General features: G+C 63.8%; 16 protein-coding genes. 3 read left to right on the top strand and 13 right to left on the bottom strand.

Annotation, left to right across the window (positions count from 1 at the left end; all coding sequences use genetic code 11):
- Positions 1–372: 372 nt before the first annotated feature.
- Positions 373–837, top strand: a complete 465-nt coding sequence (locus AC1DW9_RS20500; protein ID WP_441491071.1) for a L,D-transpeptidase — start codon at positions 373–375, stop codon at positions 835–837.
- 83 nt (positions 838–920) lie between these two features.
- Here the strand turns inward: AC1DW9_RS20500 and AC1DW9_RS20505 are convergent, their stop codons facing one another.
- The 9 genes from AC1DW9_RS20505 to AC1DW9_RS20545 form a co-directional block, all read right to left on the bottom strand.
- Positions 921–1,631 carry a hypothetical protein gene (locus AC1DW9_RS20505; RefSeq protein WP_476776365.1) on the bottom strand — a complete coding sequence of 237 codons (711 nt, stop codon included), beginning with the start codon at positions 1,629–1,631 and terminating at the stop codon, positions 921–923.
- Positions 1,632–2,502: 871 nt separating this feature from the next.
- Positions 2,503–3,090, bottom strand: coding sequence for a protein-S-isoprenylcysteine O-methyltransferase (locus tag AC1DW9_RS20510; protein ID WP_476776366.1), 588 nt, complete (start codon positions 3,088–3,090; stop codon positions 2,503–2,505).
- Positions 3,087–4,316, bottom strand: coding sequence for a hypothetical protein (locus tag AC1DW9_RS20515; protein WP_476776367.1), 1,230 nt, complete (start codon positions 4,314–4,316; stop codon positions 3,087–3,089). The genes AC1DW9_RS20510 and AC1DW9_RS20515 overlap by 4 nt, the downstream gene beginning before the upstream one ends.
- A 335-nt stretch (positions 4,317–4,651) precedes the next feature.
- Positions 4,652–5,380, bottom strand: a complete 729-nt coding sequence (locus AC1DW9_RS20520; RefSeq protein ID WP_441507052.1) for an IclR family transcriptional regulator — start codon at positions 5,378–5,380, stop codon at positions 4,652–4,654.
- A gap of 346 nt (positions 5,381–5,726) precedes the next feature.
- Positions 5,727–7,925 (bottom strand): glycoside hydrolase, encoded by a 2,199-nt coding sequence (locus AC1DW9_RS20525; RefSeq protein ID WP_476776368.1) that lies wholly within the window; start codon positions 7,923–7,925, stop codon positions 5,727–5,729.
- Between the two features lie 48 nt (positions 7,926–7,973).
- Complete coding sequence (locus tag AC1DW9_RS20530) at positions 7,974–8,657, bottom strand: class I SAM-dependent methyltransferase (protein ID WP_476776369.1); 684 nt, start codon at positions 8,655–8,657, stop codon at positions 7,974–7,976.
- A 42-nt stretch (positions 8,658–8,699) separates the two neighbouring features.
- Positions 8,700–9,710, bottom strand: a complete 1,011-nt coding sequence (locus tag AC1DW9_RS20535; protein ID WP_441507055.1) for a glycosyltransferase family 2 protein — start codon at positions 9,708–9,710, stop codon at positions 8,700–8,702.
- Between the two features lie 34 nt (positions 9,711–9,744).
- A complete protein-coding gene (locus tag AC1DW9_RS20540) occupies positions 9,745–10,815 on the bottom strand; it encodes a GNAT family N-acetyltransferase (RefSeq protein ID WP_441507056.1) in 1,071 nt (356 codons plus the stop codon).
- A 76-nt stretch (positions 10,816–10,891) separates the two neighbouring features.
- Entirely contained in the window at positions 10,892–12,214 is a 1,323-nt protein-coding gene (locus AC1DW9_RS20545; protein ID WP_441507057.1) for a lipopolysaccharide biosynthesis protein, read from the bottom strand.
- 189 nt (positions 12,215–12,403) lie between these two features.
- Between AC1DW9_RS20545 and AC1DW9_RS20550 the strand changes: the two genes are divergently transcribed.
- Positions 12,404–13,135 (top strand): N5-glutamine methyltransferase family protein, encoded by a 732-nt coding sequence (locus AC1DW9_RS20550; protein ID WP_441507058.1) that lies wholly within the window; start codon positions 12,404–12,406, stop codon positions 13,133–13,135.
- Complete coding sequence (locus AC1DW9_RS20555; protein ID WP_476776370.1) at positions 13,132–14,247, top strand: hypothetical protein; 1,116 nt, start codon at positions 13,132–13,134, stop codon at positions 14,245–14,247. The genes AC1DW9_RS20550 and AC1DW9_RS20555 overlap by 4 nt, the downstream gene beginning before the upstream one ends.
- 45 nt (positions 14,248–14,292) lie before the next feature.
- On the opposite strand, the gene nadE is transcribed toward AC1DW9_RS20555, so the two are convergent.
- Genes nadE through asnB form a run of 4 tightly spaced genes read right to left on the bottom strand, consistent with a single transcriptional unit; the run spans position 14,293 to position 19,097 of the window.
- Complete coding sequence (gene nadE, locus AC1DW9_RS20560) at positions 14,293–15,300, bottom strand: NAD(+) synthase (protein ID WP_476776371.1); 1,008 nt, start codon at positions 15,298–15,300, stop codon at positions 14,293–14,295.
- Positions 15,297–16,844 carry a class I adenylate-forming enzyme family protein gene (locus AC1DW9_RS20565; RefSeq protein WP_441507061.1) on the bottom strand — a complete coding sequence of 516 codons (1,548 nt, stop codon included), beginning with the start codon at positions 16,842–16,844 and terminating at the stop codon, positions 15,297–15,299. Before AC1DW9_RS20565 ends, nadE begins: the two co-directional genes overlap by 4 nt.
- 25 nt (positions 16,845–16,869) lie before the next feature.
- Positions 16,870–17,136 (bottom strand): acyl carrier protein, encoded by a 267-nt coding sequence (locus AC1DW9_RS20570; protein WP_441507062.1) that lies wholly within the window; start codon positions 17,134–17,136, stop codon positions 16,870–16,872.
- A 23-nt stretch (positions 17,137–17,159) separates the two neighbouring features.
- A complete protein-coding gene (gene asnB / locus AC1DW9_RS20575) occupies positions 17,160–19,097 on the bottom strand; it encodes an asparagine synthase (glutamine-hydrolyzing) (RefSeq protein ID WP_441490892.1) in 1,938 nt (645 codons plus the stop codon).
- Between the last annotated feature and the right edge of the window lie 337 nt (positions 19,098–19,434).

Below are 19,434 nucleotides of genomic sequence, written 5' to 3' on the forward strand. Positions count from 1 at the left end.
AGCCGCCGCGTGCGGTGACTGGCTGGCGGGCAGTCACAAAGCTGCGACGGTGCGGAAGGCGTCGTCCTGGCTCCGCCGCCGGGGGCGCTGCCCTGGCATCGAAAACAATGTAGAATGCGACCGTGTCCACCCCGGCATGACACTCTTAACTGTCATCATGCCGCGCATGGGTGAGAGCCCGTCACTCCGACCTCATTGGTTCCCGGGAGCGTGCGTAAAACTGCGCGTTACACTTCCTCTGGAGTAAACCCAAATCATGCACTAATAATCAACCAGACCTTGGTATGAACCGATCGTTGAAGTCGTCGCGACGCAGACGATCTGAGTGCAGGAAGCTTGGCAGTGCTCCGGACATGCATCGTACTCGCGGCCATGATGGTCGCAATCCCAGTCAGTGCTCGCGAAACCGTTACATATAAGGGAGATGGGACGCCAGGCGCCATCGTCATCAAGACAAAGGAACGGCGGCTTTACCTGGTGCAGGGAGACGGAACCGCCATTCGCTACAAGGTAGCGGTCGGGAAGTCATCCAAGCAATGGCTCGGAGCGGTCGAGGTCGAGGGTAAGCATGTTGCGCCTGCCTGGTCGCCTCCCGATGAGATCAAGCGGGACAACCCAAGTCTGCCGGACGTCATCCCGGGAGGCTCCCCACGAAATCCGATGGGAGCGCGCGCGCTCACATTGTCCGGCGGAGGTCAGTACGCGATTCACGGCACTAACAGGCCGGATTCCATAGGCACCTTCGCGTCCTATGGCTGCTTTCGCATGTTCAATGACGACATCGTCGATCTGTTCGACCGCGTCGCCGTCGGTACGCCGGTTATCGTCCTGCGCTGACAGGCACGCGCGCAGCGCTTTTCGGCGTTGCCACCCGCTGCTCGTCGCGCATATGCGAATGAACAGCGGGATGACCTCGCGGCTTACTGCTGAAGGGATGCCGGCATTGCGTCGTCTCTGGCGCGCCCGGCGTTGACCGCGCGCAGGCTGGCGATGTACTCAGCCGGGTAGAGCATTGTATTGTCAGGGGCCTTCAGGCCCATGTACTGCGCAACTTCGCCAACCCATCTGTTGCAGTTATAGAGCACGGCATGCCAAGCCGTCGGCTTCCGCTGCTTCTGCCTGATATAGGCCGCTACCCGTTGATACTGGGCTTCGGTCAACAGAACCCGGTACCGCGCCGAGATGTATTCATCCTCCAGGTCGCCGTCGCTGGGGCCTGTCTCCGCTGGAACGGGAAGGACGTGCCCGACAGACCAGAGCTGCGGGCCTTCGCCGGCCGGATGCAGGCCGGCAACCTGATCTGCCCGAACCTGGCCGACTTCGCCCCGTGCGTTCAGCCGGCCATAGACGAGAAAGGTATGGCCGTAGCTCAGTGCATAGCGCGACCGAAACTCGACGAAGTACTGACCGCTTCGCTGGTCAGCCTGCCGTCGGGAGTGCCGGGATGTCGTCCTGCCGACCGAGCCGGTCGCCCGTGGGTCGGGCGCGATAGCCTCATCGCTGGCCTCGGGAGGAGGCAGGTAGCGATCCTCCTGGGCACTGGCAGGAGCCAGCCAGAGAGGCAAAGAAATGGCAGCAGCACAAGCAAAGAGAATGCTGGCGCGCGCCAGATTGTTTGATTTGTTCCGCATCGCAGAGCTCCGGTTTCCGGAAGAAGAACAGCCTCGGCGATAGGCACGACAACAGCAGTAGCCGTGTCATCAAACTCCCGGAAGAGTTTCTAATCAAATGAAGAAAACGGCCGGATTGTTCCGGCCGTTTTCAGAATATCGAGCGTCAGCCCTTCGTAACGATCGGAGAAGCAACTGGAGGGGGAGCCTTCCCCTTGCCCTTGCCAATACCATAAGTGGTGCAGCCACCAACGCCCACCAACGCAACGGATACAGCCAAGATCATAAGCTTTTTCATTGATTCGCCCTCGTTGAGAACATTGCAACTATGACTGAAACAAGTTCGGCTACTAGTGCGGATGCGCAACACCAAACCCACTTCCTTGCCCCGGATCGCGGCAGTGCGGCACAACGTCGAGTATTCCAAATATCCTCAGCACTTTCAATCGGCTAAGGCCGGGTTTTGCTGGAGCGAAGACGTTCGTGGTTTCCGGGGGCTGAACCGTCCGAAGGTGCTCTAGCGTCCTCGATGCTTCGCTCATTGTTCCCGAGCAACGCCCTTAACCGCTGGAGTTCATTCTTCGTCCAGGCGAAGTCGAGTCATGCAAAGTCGAAGCTAGAGAACTCTTAGCCCGCCGCCAGAATAGACATGGATCCTTCGCCGCACAGCGTACTGGTAGCGATAATATCGCCACCAACGCGCGACGAGCGCATCGGTATGTCACCTGACCTTCATCACTCGGTTGACCGGGCCGATCGCAAAGGTGGTTCCCTTGCGGAGTACTCGGCAAAATGCCTGGGCAGATCCGGCGTTCTCCGCCGCTTCACCCTCTTGGGAGCCAGAGCGACGGAGCCCTCTGCGCGCGCAGGTCGCGAGACTGTGACCTTGCCCTCAGGCGTGGAACCTTGGCATGACGCGCCCGGTCCGCGCCATGTAGTCGCCATATTCCGCACCGAACGCATCGAGCATCAGGCGCTCTTCCTGGCCGACGCGGAAGAAGTACAACGTTCCAAAGCCGACCAGGCCGGACAGCCCGGCGATAAAGTTGGGCAGCAGGAGAGCCTGGGCAATCGCCCACAGCCAGAACGCCGAATACATGGGGTGCCGGACATAGCGGTACACGCCCTCCGTCACGAGCCGATGGCTCTCGCGGAGATCCAGAGACACGGACCAGTTGCGGCCGAGAGCCCGGTGCGTGAGGTGGAACAGGATGAGCGCCGCGATCGTGGCGAAGGCTCCGAGCCAGGCGAGAGCCGGCTGGAACGGGTAGTTCGCAAAGCGCGGGAATCCGGTCGCGACATAGATGAACGGCAAGAGTCCAAGGCCCGTGAACGAAATGCTCAGCAGGATGATTTCCCGCAACCCGCGAGCGCTCCGGGAAACCGGGGTCCGGCGGGCGCGTCGCTCATGCGGAATGCGGATGATGTACCAGCCAACGGCAAGCAGGGCGTAGATCGCCTTGGCGATGCTCAGGGTCATCGCTTGGCGACCTCGGTGCTGTGATCGCCCGTCAGGGCCGGGGAGGGGGAAACGAGAAATCGACCGTCGGCATCGAGTGCTTGCATGGCACCTTCCTTGGCATTGACCTGTTGTTCTGCAAAGAGCGGCCCGCAGACGAACATGAAATAATCATACGGCGCGCGCCGATCATTGCCCCTGACGAACTGGCAATGCATCCGGTACCAGTTCTTGCGAATGCGGGGATAGCGGGCCGGATCAATCATGCGCCTGATGCTGACGCTGCGAATGATCGGTGAGCCCGTGGCGGCCAGACCCATCAGCGGCAGAGGATCGGCCCGGTAGAAATTCATCACGTCCGAGCGCGCCTGGTAGTCGGCCCAGAACACGGCGCGGCAGGCGCTCACGCGCTCGACCGCGGCGCGGAAACGACGGGCGGCGCGATGAAGCCCGATCTTGAGGGTCGACGATCCTACGGACAGAAACGTGAGGCGAGGACGATCGTCCTGCTCCTCGAGACCGAGCTCGATGGCGTGGTCGATGAGATCGATCGCAAGCACGGCTCCAAGGCTATGTCCGACGACGAGAATCTCGTCCACCGAGCCGCTGCCCCTGGCCTCGACAATATCGGCAGCAACGCGTCGCAGGCGCCCTTCGAGGATCGGATCGCCCCGCCGGATGTACTGGCGGGCAAAGATCCAGTCGTCAAAGAGAAGCCCCAGATAAACCCAACGATCGGCGGCGAGAAACCAGAGGAGGAAGGCGCCGATTGCTGCCAGTGCTCCAATCGCGCTGGAGTCGGTGGCTCGCGCCAGGGCCACCCCGCCAGCAAGCGAAAACGCAACAATGATCGCCAGAATCAAGAATGGATAGAGGAAGAACATCGCGTAGCGCCAACTGGCGCGCAGATAGCCCCAGAGCGCTCCGGCCACGATAAAATCGACGAAGGCGAGGAGGCCCTGAGGAATGCGCCACCATATCGGGCGCCTGTTCGTGGCCTCCACCACATCGTCCCATCTGATTGCGCAATACTCGGTTTCGACCCGCCAGTTGGGGCCGGTCGTGAGCACTTGCCAGGTCGAGACGTCATCGCTGTTGGTAGGCTCCGACGAAACCACGGCGGCCGCCCACGCACGCTCAAAACGTCGCGTTTCCCTGACAAAGCGACCATGCACGACCGCGGGCTGCGCATGATCGTAGCCGCCGATGTGATACACGCGACGCCTGAAAACATTCGAATCCGCCATCGCCGGCTATCCTGCTCCCAATGCGTGGCCTGCGCTGTTTGTTAGTGGATCGCCGGCACTTGCGCCAGCGAGCAGCGATTCAACCGAGGGCGCATGTGGACTACTCAGACGACGTCACTTTGTGCTCGCGAAAGGCGATCGGCCCCTTCGTACGAGCAGAAGCTCCCATTTCTCAGGACGTAGAGGCTCTCCGCCGGGGGTATTGGCCTATGGAATGAGTGACCACGGATGAAGTGCTCGGCGAGGGCGTGCCGTCATGAGGCGGGCATGATCGGGCAGACAGTCGCGGTCCTTCTGCCTGATTCGCTCGAACAGTGTCCGCTGCGTATAGGGTGCTACCGCCCGGTCCCAGCATAGCCGAGCCCGCGCGATATCTCGTCTGCGGCCTCCATGACCTGCTCCGCCATGAGCTTGATCATCTCGGGTGTCAGCCGGGCCGATGGCCCCGATACGCCAACCGCAGCCTCGACCACGCCGTCGGCGCGCCTGATCGGGGCCGCCAATCCATAGACGGCGCCGCGCCATTCGCCGAGGTTGACGGCATAGCCTTGCGAGCGGACCGCTGACAGTTCGGGCTCGAGCCCTTCAAGGCTATTGATGGTCCTTGGCGTGAAGGCGAGAAGATTTCGCCCAATCTCTTCGATGACATGCGAGGGTTGAAACGCGAGAATCGCCTTTCCGATCGCAACCGCGTGGGCCGGAGCCTTGCCGCCAACATCGGAGCTGGCATGAAGCGGCTCGGGGCTATCGATTTTATCGATATAGATCACATCGGCCCCAGCGAGGACCGACAGGTGTACGGTTTCGCGCGTGCGCAGGGCGAGTTCGGAGAGGTGGCGCTGCGCTTCCCGCTTCAGCTCAAGTCGGGCGAACAGGCCGACCCCCAGCCCCCACAATTTCAGTGATAGCCCACACCGCCCTGTGTCGGGCTCGCGGGCGAGATAGCCCGCATGCTCAAAGACGGCCAAAGCGCTTTGAACGTGGCTTTCGCCCAGTTCGGTCTGCTCCGCCAGATCACGAACGCTCCTCGGCTGATCGCTCTTGGCCAAGGCTTCAAGAATCATCAGGCCGTCTTGAAGTGTTCTGTCCATAGGGCGGGGCACCAGTCTCCCAGATCCGAACGGCATTCCAGACGTCAGGGCGCGTGTCGTTCACGCTCTCCTGCCGATTTCAACCAGTATTCATGTCTGCAACAGCATGAAACCTGCCCGAAACAACAGTGAAGAGCAAGGGCAGCGACGGACCGCGCGAGCCTGCCGTTGCGAGGACCGGACGGTGCTTGTACGGCCGGTGCGTCAGGATGTCGTGGCCGGCTAAGTTAAGCCCGGCGAAGAGCGGTTTCAGGTCCGGGCGCCACTCTCGAACCAGAGAGGGGGCCGGCATCGAGCGCCAGCGGGCTCGGCAGCGCCATCAGCTTTCCAGGAGCTCCAGCAGGAAATAAGTCGTCGGGCCGGTCGGGAGATCGTTCGACAGGCGAAAGGAAACCGGGCCTGCGCCACGGGTGATCGGCGGTTTCACCGTTCCGTCGAGAGAGACAGGTGAGAGCTGCCATCGCGGCGCCGTCCTGTTGATCCGCAGATCGACCTGCCCTTTGCGGATCAGGACCGGAAGCCGCCCGAAATCCTCGATGACCTTCTCCTGCCGGTCGCGGAAGGTCATGCCGGTGTTGCGGGCATCGGTGGCGAAGATCAGCAGGAAGCGGCTGCCCTTTGCGAGGGAGGCCGGCCTGTCGAGCGAGGCCAGGGCGACGAGGCCATCACCCTCCGCGGTTTCGACGCTCATCGTTCCCAGCCTGGCCGGCAGGCTCTGCGCGGAGAAGGCGAGGGCCTCCGTCGCGGGCGTCGAAACGCGCAACTGCCGGCTTGGGCGGTTCAGGACGATCTCGCCGGTGTCGCTCTGGTAGAGCCCCGCCGCGATATCGGTGGCATTTCCGTGCGGGAGCGCGCCGCTCTTCTTCAGCCTGTCGATGATCGCAGCCGTGCGATTGGCGTCGCGAGGCTGAAGAACGGCGATCTGTTCGCCGATGCGGTCGGCAGCCTGCAATCCGATCCGCCCGACCAGAGCCAGATCCGTCAGATTCTCAGGCTCGCGGGCCTGCATGTCCGGGCCGAGATCATCCTCGCCGCGAACCGCGAACGGGATCCTGATCCGGGAGGTGGAGACATCGCCGCGCCTGAACAGGAGTGCGGAGAGGGTCTCGCCGGCGCGGGCCACGGGGTCGAGTGCGATCGCGTAGGGCAGCATGGCCCGCTTGTGCGGATACGGCTCGCCATAGGCGAGGATGATCGGGCCGTGGGCGTGCCGGCAGAGCACGTCCCAGCCCTGCAGTGCGGCGTAGGCCGGAAAGACGAGCCCGCCCTCGTAGCGATAGCGATTCCAGAACAGGTGATCGTATTCGCTGACGATGAAGGGTTTTCCGAGCCAGCGCGCCGCCGCGATCATGCGCATCGCATTGGCTCCGTCGCCGACCGAGCTCTGCTGGAGCAGCTTGCTGCCGGGCGCATAGCCCCCGATCCAGTCGTGATAGGTATTCATCGTCACGGCTTCGAGGCCACGCCTGCTGAGGGCGGTCTGGATCGTCGGCCAGTTATTGTAGGTGCTGATCAGGCCCTTGTAGCCAAGCGTGCGTAGCGCCTGGCTCATCCTTGCGGCGGATTCGGTCTCGACCTCGATGAAGAAGGCCTGCAGGTCGCGCATGCGCGCGCTATCTGCGTAACGGTTGCCGGGCAGTGCGATCGAGCCATTCTCCAGTCGCTCGGTCCAGCCGAGCCCGCCCCAGGCCCTCGAAAGAGCAGCCGTCGACGCATAGCGCTTCGCCAGCCAGCGATTGAAGGGGGCCGCGAGCATCGCGTCATACGGTGGCTTGCCGGGCCGGTCCTGCACGACGCCCTCGAACTCGATGCCGTTCTCATTGACCAGGATGACCAGCGCCAGCGCATCGTCATGGATCGGCGCGATGCCGGTATGGGGATTGACCCGTGCGAGGAATTTTTCGGTGAAGGTCTTCCAATGGGCGAAGGCTGCGGCGTCGAGATGCAGCGCGAGCTTGAGGTTGCCGGCTGGATCCCAGCGGTCGTCATGGCCGCCATAGGCGCCGCGCCACGAGGTCATTCCGTCGATGATCCAGTAGATGCCATTCCGCTTCAGCGCGGCGAGCAGATAATGGATGCGGTCGAGCGTGTCGGGGTCGAAATCGAAATCCTTGCCCCGGCCAGACATCAGCGATGCGTCAAGGAAGGTTAGCCGGGCGATGTTGTAGCCGTGGCGCGCGAGCTGCTCTGCGTAGCGGTCGGCCCCGGCGCGATCAGGGAAGCCGCCCGAGGCAGGGCTCCATGCCAGAGAGGCGCAGAACAGGCGTTCCGGTTCTTCGGGCGCCTGGGCGAGGGCGAGACGGCCGTCCTGCCGCGCCACCACCCGCTGGCCCGCGCCGATCGAGCCCTTTGGCCCGATCGCCCGGCTGGGCAGGAGCGCGGAGAAGTCGAGCGGGCTGCCGGGGCGGATCTCCAGCGACACTTCGCGAACGGGCAGCCATTGGTCGGCGGCGATGGCGCAAGGCGCGGTGGCGGTAAGCGCCAGCACCGCAGCCAATGAGGAAAGCAGTCTCTTCATGCCGACCAATCCCTATCCGGCGAACCCTGGACGATCCCGCTGCGCCCTTCAGGGCCGCGACGGGCCGTGCAGGATGTAGGATTTGGTGAGGCCTGCGATCTTCTCCCGGACCAGATTCGCCCCAGGCGCATAGGAGCGGAACTCCTTCAAGGTCAGGATCTGAATCTCCTCGAAATACTCCCGGATGTGCTCCTCGGAGGGTTTGGACAGGAAGCGCCACGGCGACAGCCTGACGGCATTGCGGGCGAGCGGACGCGGCAGCCAGTGGAGGGCTGGGCAGAAGAAATGCGGTTCGATGGGGAAGACGAAGGCCGGCGTCTGGATGAAGTAGTAGTTCGAGACGCGGTTGATCTCGCGCACGAGATTGGCTCGTTTGGCCGGCGGCACGTGCTCGATCACCGAGTTGCACACCGCCACGTCGAACGACTTGTCCTCGAAGGGAAGGCGGTCTCCGTCATAGACGATGACCTTCACATCGCCGAACGAGCCGGTGAACGAGCGCGCCTGGCCGTCGTCGCGGATGTTGACCAGCGTCAGGTCCTTGGGAACGTCGGCCGGGTCGAGCTTTTCCCAGAAGTGCCTGGAGCCGCCGACGTCGCAGACCTTGAGCGAGGTGAATTCGGGGATGGTCTCCCGAAACAAGCCGCCGCGCCTCCTGCGGAAATATTCCGACGAGGAATGCACGATCCGGTCCCAGAGCGAAACGGTCTTCTCCACAGTGTCGTCGGTCATGAAGGGAGCTTTCCTGAGGTGTTCGTGGCTCGGCTGCGCCCGTCAGGCGGCCGTTCTCGCCGGTTCATGGATGATGCGGCTCTCGATCGGCGCGGCAGGGGGGCGCCGCCGCCGAAGGAAGCCCACAGGCAGCGCTGCGGCGTGGAAGAACCAGGCGACAACGGTGTAGAGCCCCATGCCGAGCCCACCCTTGCGAAGGCTCATCAACGCGACGATGCCGGCAAAGAGGGCGAGGACCAGCCCGAGAGCCAGCGCCTTGTCGGGCAGGAACAGCAGGATCGCGATGGAGAGCCCCCACCAGAGATAGACCGCGCTCCATAGCTTGAGCTCGGGGAGTTCCCGCAGGAGCTGGAAGAAATAGGGTTTGCCGAGCGACGCGCGCAGCAATTCGCCGACACCGTGCAGATACTTGTTCTTCCAGCGCCTCGTCAGGAGCCTGTAGGAATTGAGCGTATGGCCGAAATGCTGGACGAAGCGGCGGTCGAGCCGATGCAGTTTCCATCCGCGGCTCCGCAGGCGGATGCCGAGATCGATCTCCTCATGGCCATGCAGATTGCGGTCCGAGAGATAGCCGGCCTGCTCGATCGCGCTGCGCCGGTAGAGCCCGCCACCATTCATCCGGTCGATCGGGCCGGTTCTGTTCTCGGGTCCATTGCGCTGCACGCGTCTCGCATATTCGAGATTGGAGACCTGCATCTCCTCGACATGTCCGGTCACGCCGGCCACGGCAGGGTTCTCGACGAGAAAACGGATGGCAGCATCGAGGAAGCTGGCATCGACCAGCATGTCACCGTCGATCAGGCAGATGTACTCGTGGCGGGAATGCTGGAAGCCGAGCTGCGGCCCGATCCCGCAACTCGGGCGCGCCGGCGCGACGATCTGGGCGATCACGACCGGGTAGCCTGACGCGATCTCGACGGTGCGGTCGGACGAGCCGCTATCGGCGATGACCACCTCGCCCTGCAGGTCGCCAAGCGCCGCCAGTGCGCTCTCGATCGTCGCGGCGATGCGCTTCTCTTCGTTCAGGGTCTTGATGATGATCGAAACGGCCAATCGGGCCTCCAGTGTCGATACGAGCGCCACGACGTCAGAAATCGGTGAGCAGCCTGCTCCAGCTTTCCGATGCAAGGCCGCCGAAATAGATCTCGTTGCGGAGCGTGGCGTCCTTGATCTCGGCATGGCGCGTGACAAGGCAGAAATAGCCGCGGTGCTTGAAGGACAGCCAGCGCTGCCGCGATATTGCGTTCATCAGGAATGGCTGCGCCATCCCGTTCGCCTGGGCATAGCCCTCTGCGTCCAGATGCGCGAACATCTGGCCGGTGACGTCAAACTCGTGGCCCGCGGCGCATAGGAGGTTCAGGACGTTGGCTTCCCGACCCGTCTTGCCGAAGAAGAGGAAGGCGCCGATCACGCGGCCGTCCTCGGCGATTACGGTCCTGTACTGCAGGGAGCCGAGGCCCTGGTTCAGCGCGGCGACGCCGACGAGCCAGTCGAACTCGGGCTTTGACCAGACCGGCCGGATCGGAAAGCGTTCCATCATCGGGCCGGCGCAGCGGAAGAACTCGTCCGGACTGGCACTGATCGTCCGGCAGCCCGCCGCCGCGGCCGGGATCAGCGAGCGCCTTCCCCGGCGCAGCAGCCCATCGAACAGGCCGAGAAGGCGCAGGACGCCAGGGGACCGCAACAGCGGCACGTAGCGGCTCCACGCGATCGCCCCGGCAGCAAGCGGCCGGAACGTGCGCTGCCATTCGAGGCTCTGTACCGGCAGAACCACACCGCCTCCGGCAACCCAGTGATCGGCGCTGACCGGCGAGGCATTGTCGGAGAAGCAGAGATCCTGCCGGGCCGCGCGCATCTGCCGGGCAAGGCGCGCAGCTCCTGCCGCGCCCTCCTTCCCATCCGCCATGAAGGCGCAGAGAACCTTGGCGATGATCGGACGACCATGGACGGTGAATTCCATGGGAAGGGCAAGGATGGCGCTGGCAACGTTGCCGGCAGCACTGTCATAGACGATGCTGCCATGCTCCGGCCGGTAATGCGGGCTGCCGAAGAAGACCGTCTCGAGATATCCTTCCAGATCCGGCGCGACCTCGCTCTTGTGGCTACGGAAGGTCTTGCTGAACAGTCTTGCGATGATTGGGATATCGCGCTTCGTCATCGGGCGGACGCCACAACCGCGCGGAGGGCTCTCCTCGCCATTGGTCGGGCGGGATGACTGCAGATTCTGTTGCAGGTCAGCGTCCATGCGCGATCCCCGCAGAGAGACCTTGCTTGCGCGCCTCCTCCCTGTCCCTGTTCACGACATGCAGGAGTGCCCCCCAGGCCGCAGCCACCATGGCGATCTCGATCACGTAGAATGAAACGAAAGTCCCGGTGGGCGGGGCATACCAGGTCGCGCAGGCGGCAACCGCAGCGCCAATGACGCTGCCAAGTCCCATGACCGCGGCGCGGGTCGGCTGGTGGCCCGACGCTCCGAGCGCCTCAACCGCCACGGACCACATCGCCAGCGGTATCACCACCCAGCAGAGAGCCCTGACGAAGGAGACGAGCGAGACATAGTCCTTGCCGAACAAATAGGGCAGGACCGGCGCCAGCACGAAGACGGCGATCGCCGCCGCGATGCTGATCGCGGTGGCTGCAATGAGAACCTTCCTGACGCGGGGCAGGGCGTGCTGAAGGCCAGCCTCCGTCGCCTTGGCCGAACCCGGGTAGACCAGGCGATTGAGCGCCTCGACCGAGAGATAGCTGCTTTCCAGCATCCGTCGCGCCACGCTGTAGCTCGCCACGATTTCCGCTGTCGCGACGAGGCTGAGCACGAGCAGGTCGGCGTTCTGCCGGATCGCCCGCAGGATGAAGGGAATGCTGAAATAGAGCCCGAGCGGCAGCTCTTCGCGCACGATCCGGTATTTCGGCTGGCCCAGCCCGCGAATGGCGCGCCAGCATGCCAGCGCAACCAGTACATGGCAGGCAAACTGCCACAGCACCCAGGTCGCGAGCGTCGAAACACCGAAGACGATGCAGGCAAGGCAGGCGGCGATCGTCCGCGCGATGGCGAAGCTGACCACCACCGTGTTGGCCGAGCCGAAATCGGAATGGGCGATGAAGATCTGCTCGGCCAGCACGATGATGCGGACCAGCATGATATTCGTGACGAGCATCAGGGTGATCACTGCGACATTCGTCGCCGGATCGCTGGAGAGCGTGAAGAAGAAGGGCAGAGCCACCGCCCCGAGCAGGACCAGGAACACACCGCTGGCGGCCGTCAGGATGATGTTGTGGCCAAGCATGTCCGGATAGATCGCCCGGTCGCGCGCCACGCGGCGAACCAGGCATTCCATGGCACCGAGCCCGCACATATGGACCGCGATGTTCGAAATCGCGGTGATGGCGACGAAGAGGCTGAACTCATGGACGCCGAGCCAGCGGGCCAGGATGGCGAAGGTCAGAAGCTGTGCGGCGGAACTGATGACAAGGCTGCCGCCTGACGCGGCATAGGACACGAGCATAGGCAGAAACGCTCTGCGATGACTCGATCCTTTCGCGTTATCCGAAGCCATCCGGTCCTGCCTTTGACAACAACCGAGATAGCGGCACTCGGTGGCGTCCACCATCGACAATACGGCCAGTAACACGCAGAAATGATTGTGCGGTTAACACCCTCCGTTCACTTCATTTCAGCCTCCGTTTACCTGACCGCCATAGTTTCTCGCGGATGAATAAGGCGCTCAGCAAGGGAAGGGGCGTTCATGCCGCGCACAGTGTTGGATTTCGACGGCAAGCCCCGGCCCGGCCTGCATCGCTTCATGGGGGTGAGCCTGGAGCTGGCGCCTGACGTTCTCGTGCCGCGCCAGGAAACCGAACTCCTCGGCCAGAGAGCAGTCGCGATCCTTCGCGAACGGGCCGCTGCGGAGCCGATCGTGGTCGACATGTGCTGTGGCTCGGGCAATCTCGCTTTGGCGATCGCAGCCGAGATTCCGTCGGCGCGCGTCTGGGCCGCTGATCTGACCGACAGCACCGTCGAGCTCGCCCGCCGAAACGCTGAGCGCCTGGCATTTGAGCACCGTGTCACCATCAGGCAGGGAGATCTGTTCTCCGCTCTCGCAGGCGATGGCCTGGAGGGTGCCGTCGACCTGATCGTCTGCAACCCGCCCTATATCTCCACGTCGCGCCTCGAGGGGGAAAGCGCCCATTTGCTCGAGGCCGAGCCGCGCGAAGCCTTTGACGGCGGCCCTTATGGCATATCGATCCACCAGCGCGTGATCCGGGATGCCGTAGCCTTCCTCAAGCCGGGCGGCTGGCTGCTGTTCGAATTCGGCGAGGGCCAGGATAGGCAAGCGGCGGCGCTCATTGCCAGGACCAAGGCCTACGAATCCATGACCTTCGCCGCGAATGAGGCGGGAACGCCGCGGGTTGCCCTTGTCCGCAAGCTCCCGGAGTTCGGGCAGGCAACGTCCGAAGCGACAGGCCGACCGGCATGAGCGAGATCCGCCCGCTGGGCGCCGCCGATATCCCGGCGGTTACGGGGCTCTTTCAAAGGATATTCCGGGATCGCGGCGTGCCTCCGCCTCCCACGCTCGCGACCTATCTGCGTCGACACTATCTCGAAGCGCCGGGTTGCGATCCCGAGATCGCCCCCCTCGTCCATGTGTCTGGTGAGGGCGACATTTCGGGTTTCGTCGGCGTCAATGTGCTGCCGATGATTCACGGCCGCCGCAAGCTGCGCGCGGCGATCTGCGGTTCCCTGATGGTCGAGCGGCGGGTGAGCGACCCGATGGCCGGCGCGCGGCTGCTCAAGACCTTTCTCGCCGGGCCGCAGGATCTCTCGTTCAGTGAAACCGCCAGCGAGATCTCTGCGCAGATGTGGACGAGGCTGCGCGGGATCACCCTGCCGCAGTACAGCCTGGACTGGGTCCGCATCATCCGGCCATCGGCCTTCATGCTGGATCTGGCAGCGAGCCGGATCGGTGCGGTGCGGCTGCTGAACCCGGTCTCCCGGGGACTCGATCGCTATCTGCGCGGCAGGATGCAGGACAATGATCTGCGCTGGTCGGGCGTGCCGGAAAACTGGCATGTCAAAGGTGGTCTCAAGGTCGCCGAAATCGATCAGCCCGGCTTTGCCGCGCTTGTCGCTCCGCTGACGGAGCAGTTCGCGCTGCGTCCGGATTGGTCAGGCGAACAACTCGCCCATATCGTCGCCGAGGCGTCCGAGAAGCCCGATTATGGCGAGGCGGTGTATGCGTCGGTCACCTCGGCCAGCGGGGCGCCGATCGGCGCCTTTCTCTATCACGCCCGCCCGGGGCGGATCGCGCGCGTCCTTCAGGTTCTTGCCAGGCCAGGGCAGGCAGGCCCGGTCATCGATTGCCTGATCGGTCACGCGGCGACACGCGGCGTTGCCGGCTTGCGCGGCCGCACGCAGCCCGCGCTGCTGGAAGCCATGCTGGGCCGGCGCATTGCCTTCACCCACATCGCATCGACAGTCGTGCATTCGCCCGATGAGGAGCTCGTTCAGGCCTTCCGCAACGGGCAGGGCTTCCTGAACGGCTTGGCGGGCGAGCATTGGAACCGCCTGAACGGCGGCAGCTTCGACTAGTTTTCGCGCACCGAAGGCGGACAGGCCGCCGCCGGTGCGCTGGCCTCAATGTGCGATCTCGTCCACCGGGCGCACGAGCTGCGGCCCCAGGTGCAGGTAGCGGGTCGCCTTGCGCTTGGCTGCAATATCGGCCCAGACCCGTTCGACCTCGACGGCCGTCAACTGGGTGGCAGTGCCGACCTCTTCGGCGGTGAGGCCGTGATTGAGCCCGTAGAGGCACAGATCCATGCGGTCATAGGGCAGCGAGAAGTAGAACTCCTCCTGCGTCTGCTCGAGGGTGTAGGTGTCGGTCGTCGGCGGCCGCCTGCGGATCTCTTCGGGGATGCCGAGATGAGCCGCCAATGCATAGACCTGGCTCTTGTAGAGATGGGCGATCGGCTTCACGTCGGCGGCACCGTCGCCGTTCTTCACGAAGAAGCCCTGATCATATTCGAGCCGGTTCGGCGTGCCGATCACGGCAAAATTCAGCCGGTCGGCGTGATAATATTCGATCTGCTTGCGCGTGCGCTGCTTCATGTTGGTGGCGGCGACGATGCCGAGATAGACGGCAGGCGGCATGCGTAGCTTCGTCTGCCGGCCTTCGGGGTCCTGAACGACCAGATACGAGATGTTGTAGCCGTCGCCCGAGAGCGAGTTGGCGATGACGATCTTGGACGCCCAACCCGGCCCATACGCGGGTACGAGCTCGCGGATGAAGCCGTCGCGTCGTTCATAGCACCCCATGGCCTGCAGCGTCGGGCCGATATCCTCGACCGCAGCCTCGATCCCGAACGTGTCGGCGACGAGCCGGCCGAGCCGGAGGCTTTCAGGATCGGAATCGTTTTCCGGCATGAACAGGCAGAAGACGTTCTTGGCGCCAACGGCGCGGACCGCCAGCGCGACGGACACGCTGGAATCGATGCCGCCGGACAGGCCGAGCACGAGCCCGCGCTTGCGCATGCCGCGCAACTGCCCACGCAGTTCGGCGACGATCCGCTCCGTCTCCGCGGCGTTGTCGATCGTCAGCGTGGCAGCCGAGAAGGCGAGCAAGCTCGGGGCAGGGGGGAGGTTCATTCCGCTGCTCCCAGCGTTTCGGCGGCCAGCCTGCGGCTGACCTTTCCGGTATCCGTCTTCGGCAGTTCGGTGCGGAACGCGATGATCCGCGGCACCATGAAATCCTCGAGATGGACAGCGCAGTGGCGAATGATGTCCCGCTCGCTCAGGCTCGCATCCGACAGGACGACGAGGGCGGCAATGGCCTGGCCGAGCACCGGGTCGGGCACGCCCATCACCACCGCTTCGGCGATGCCGGGATGGCCGTGCAGCACCGCTTCCACTTCCTTCGGAGCGACCTTCTCGCCGCGCGTCTTGATGATGTCGTCCTTGCGGCCGACGAAATAGAGGAAGCCCTCCTCGTCCGTCCGGAAGAGATCGCCGGTGTGGAGGCGCTTCTCCCAAGGGTTCGGCCCTGGGCGCAGCATCTGTGCCGTTGCCGCCTCGTTGCGCCAATACCCTTGCATGACATGCGGGCCGCGGATCACCAGCTCGCCCGGCACGCCCGGAGCCACGCGGTTGCCCTCATCGTCGACGACCAGCGCCTCGGTGTTGGGAATGGCGATCCCGACCGAGCCCGGCCGGCGGTCGAGTTCTTCCGGCGGCAGATAGGTGCAGCGCTTGCATTCCGTCAGGCCGTACATCGAATAGAGCCGTACGCCGGGGAACAGTTCACGCAGTCGAGCGATGTGGGCGGGCGGCAGGGCTGCGGCCGTGTTCGAGAGATAACGCAGGCTCGGCAGGAACCCCGGCTCGAGATCGCGCATCTGCAGGATCATCGCGGCCATCGTCGGCACGAGCGGAAAACCAGTGACATTCTCAGTGCGAATGCGCTCGAAGATCGCCTGCGGGAAGGCGAAGGACTTTTCCAGGACGAGGGTCGCCCCAAGCTTCATCGCCATGAGGAACTGGTAAAGGCCGTAGTCGAATGCCAGCGGCAAGACGTTGAGGATGATGTCGTCGGGCGTATTGCGCAGATAGGTCGTGATCGAGTCGGCCGCCGCATCGATATTGCGATGCGTCATCATCACGCCCTTGGGCCGGCCCGTGGAGCCCGAGGTGTAGATCAGCATGGCAAGGTCGATATCGATGCCGCCATGACCGACTGAAGCTGGCGAGCCCTTCAGGCAATCCTCGAAGGACACCGCGCCTTCGAGCGGCCGGCCGGCCGGCGACTGCGTCGAAGCGACAAAGAGCGCCTGCCCTGGGACCAACGCGCGCGCCTGCGTCACAACCGGCAACAGTTTCGCCTGCGTCAGGATCGCGGCGGCCTCGCAATCGCCGATGACATAGGCCAGCTTGTCGGCCTTGGTCGAGGCGTTGATCGGGCTGAAGGTCGCGCCGGCCTTGAGAACCGCGAAGATCGAGACGGCGGCTTCCCAGCAATTGTCCATGAAGACGAGGACGCGGTCGCCCCGCTTCACGCCGCTTGCGGCGAGCGTGGTGGCCAGCCGGCTGGAAAGATCATCCAGCTCGTCATAGCGCAGCCGCCTCTGGTCGGTGACCAGCGCCGTTTTCGCAGCCTGTGCGGCGGCGTTCGTGACGAGGAATTGCTCGATCCGCATGAGCCTGTTGCTCCGCCCCTAATCGTTACGCCGTGACCGGAGCGGATACTTTCGACGCGATGAAAGCCGAGATGCGATCAAGCGAATCCAGGTTTGCGGGCACGATATCGGCATCGGCCACGGTGATCCCGTAGCGATCCTCGATGAAGGCCACGAGCTCGAGCACCCCGGTGGAATCGATGACGCCGTTCTCGATCAGCGACGCCGTACCGGCGAGCTCATGGCTGGTATCGCCGAACAGGAAGTTCTCGACGACGAAGGCCTTCACGCTGTCCCTGATTGTGTCGCTCATGTCTGTTCCTTTCCCGGCCGGTTTCAGGCGGCCTCTGATCTGCGGCCGCTCGTGCCGGTGAATGTCTGCAGCCAGAGCTGCGTCGAGAGGATGCCGACAAAGGCCGCGTTGTCGCGAAAGCCGGAGGCTGGGCGCGCGCTGCATTTCTCGTGCAGCTTTGCCACGGCCTTGGGATTGAACAGGCCGCCGGCTGCGACCTGCGCCTCGCCCATGGCTGCCCGGACATAATCGGCAGCACCCGCTCCGACGAAGGAGTGACTGTCCGGCGCGCGATAGGGCTGCTTTGCCCGTCGGCTGATCGAGGGCGGCAGCAGGTCCTTGGTCGCCTCGCGCAGGATGTGCTTCTCGACAAGCCCCTTCAGCTTCATCTCGGGGGGAAGCCCGGCGGCGAACTCGACCAGCTGATGATCGAGGAAGGGGAAACGCCCCTCGATGCCATGGGCCATCGCCATGCGGTCGCCCTGGCTGGACAGGATATAGCCCGGCAGAAGGAAGCGGGCCTCCAGATACTGCGCCTGATGCAAGGGGTGCCAGCGGCTGAAGGCCTCCGGCAGACGCGAAGCGAGTTCCTCGGCCGCGTCATAGCCCGATAGCGTGGCACGCAGGTCGCCCGAGAAGAACAGCTTCGTTGCCGCCGTGCCGTCGAGCCGCGGCCGATGCGAGAACAGCGGATCGTCGAGTGCCGCACCGTTCGCCCCGAAGAACGATGCGAGATATTCTGCGGATTGTTGCCTGAGGCCAGGCAGATAGGGATAGAGCTTGCGAAACAGGTGCGGCCTGATCCGGGAGCCGGGCTGCCTGCCGCAGAAGCGCCGAACCCGGGCCTCCTTGAAGATGTCATAGCCGGCAAAGACCTCGTCCGCGCCTTCACCCGTCAGCACCACTTTCAGCCCGGCCTCGCGCACCAGGCCGGAGAGTTTGAAAAGCGGGGCAGGTGCGGTTCTGAGGATCGGCCGCTCGGTGAAGCGGATCACGTCGGGAAAGACCGCGGCGATGTCGCCCTCGCCGCAGGCGACGGAACTGTGCTGCGTCCCGAGTGCCCGGGCCATTTCCATCTGGAAGGCGCTTTCGTCATGCTCGGCGCTGTCGAAGGTGACGGAGAAAGTCCTGAGGCCGCCAGGCGCCATGCCCGCAGCAAGCGCAGAGGTGATCGAGGAATCGAGCCCGCCTGAGAGATAGGAGCCGACCGGGACATCGGCCCGCATGCGAATCCGGGTCGCCTCGGTCAGCAGGGCGCGCAGTTCCTCTGCCGCAGCGCGTTCATCGGTGTGCCGGGATGGCGCATCCCGGTCGGGATAATCCAGGCTCCAATAAGGCCGCGTCGAGACGCTGCCCTCCTGGACGATCATGAGATGCGCTGGTTCCAGCTCGAAGATGTCGCGGAAGGCCGTGCGCGGCGCGATCGGCGCCCATAATGTGAAAATCTGGTCGAGGGCGACGGGATCGATCTCTGCACTCACGCCCGGGACCTGAAGAAGCGCCTTGACCTCTGAGCCGAAATAGAACCGATCGCCCTGCCTTGTATAGAACAGCGGCCGGACGCCCATGCGGTCCCGGGCCAGAACCATGCGGCGGCGCCGGCCATCCCAGAGCGCGAAGGCGAAATCGCCATTGAGGACGGACAGGCAATCCTCGCCCATCTCCTCATAGAGATGCAGGATCACCTCGGTGTCGCTCGACGTCCGGAAGCGGCGCCCCTTTGCGCGCAGCTGCTCGCGCAATTCGACATAGTTGAAGATCTCGCCGTTGAAGGCGATCGTCAGTTCACCCGTCGCATCGGACATCGGTTGCTGGCCATCCCCCAGGCCGACGATCGACAGTCGCGCATGTCCGAGACCTGCGTCCTTCGCCGTGAAGAGCCCTTGCTCGTCGGGACCGCGATGCGCAATCGCGGCCGTCATCCGTTCAAGGAGTTCCCTCCCATCCCGGACCGCGCCGAAATAGCCCCCAAATCCGCACATGCCGAGATGCTTCCAAGTCCTTCGTGTCCGGTTGAACTATAGCCAATCCTGGGCGAGCAAGCGTTAACGCTTGGGGATATCCATGCGAATGGTAAATTTCGAAGCACCCGGCAAAGCCCCAAGTTCTTGATTAGACTTCGGATCAAGGCCGAAGATCGACGTCCCAAGGGATCTGATGACGCAGCTGGACTTTGCCGCAAGATCGAGGGCCGGATTGTCGTTCCCGGATGCGGTGTTCTCGTTGCGATTAACGTAAAATTCAGGGCCGGAGCATACCCCTAGGGCATGTTTACGGGGGATAGGCGCGTCTCTTCCGTCTAGAGTTGCGTGCTGAGGG

It is taken from the genome of Allobosea sp. P4_E12 (assembly GCF_056401655.1).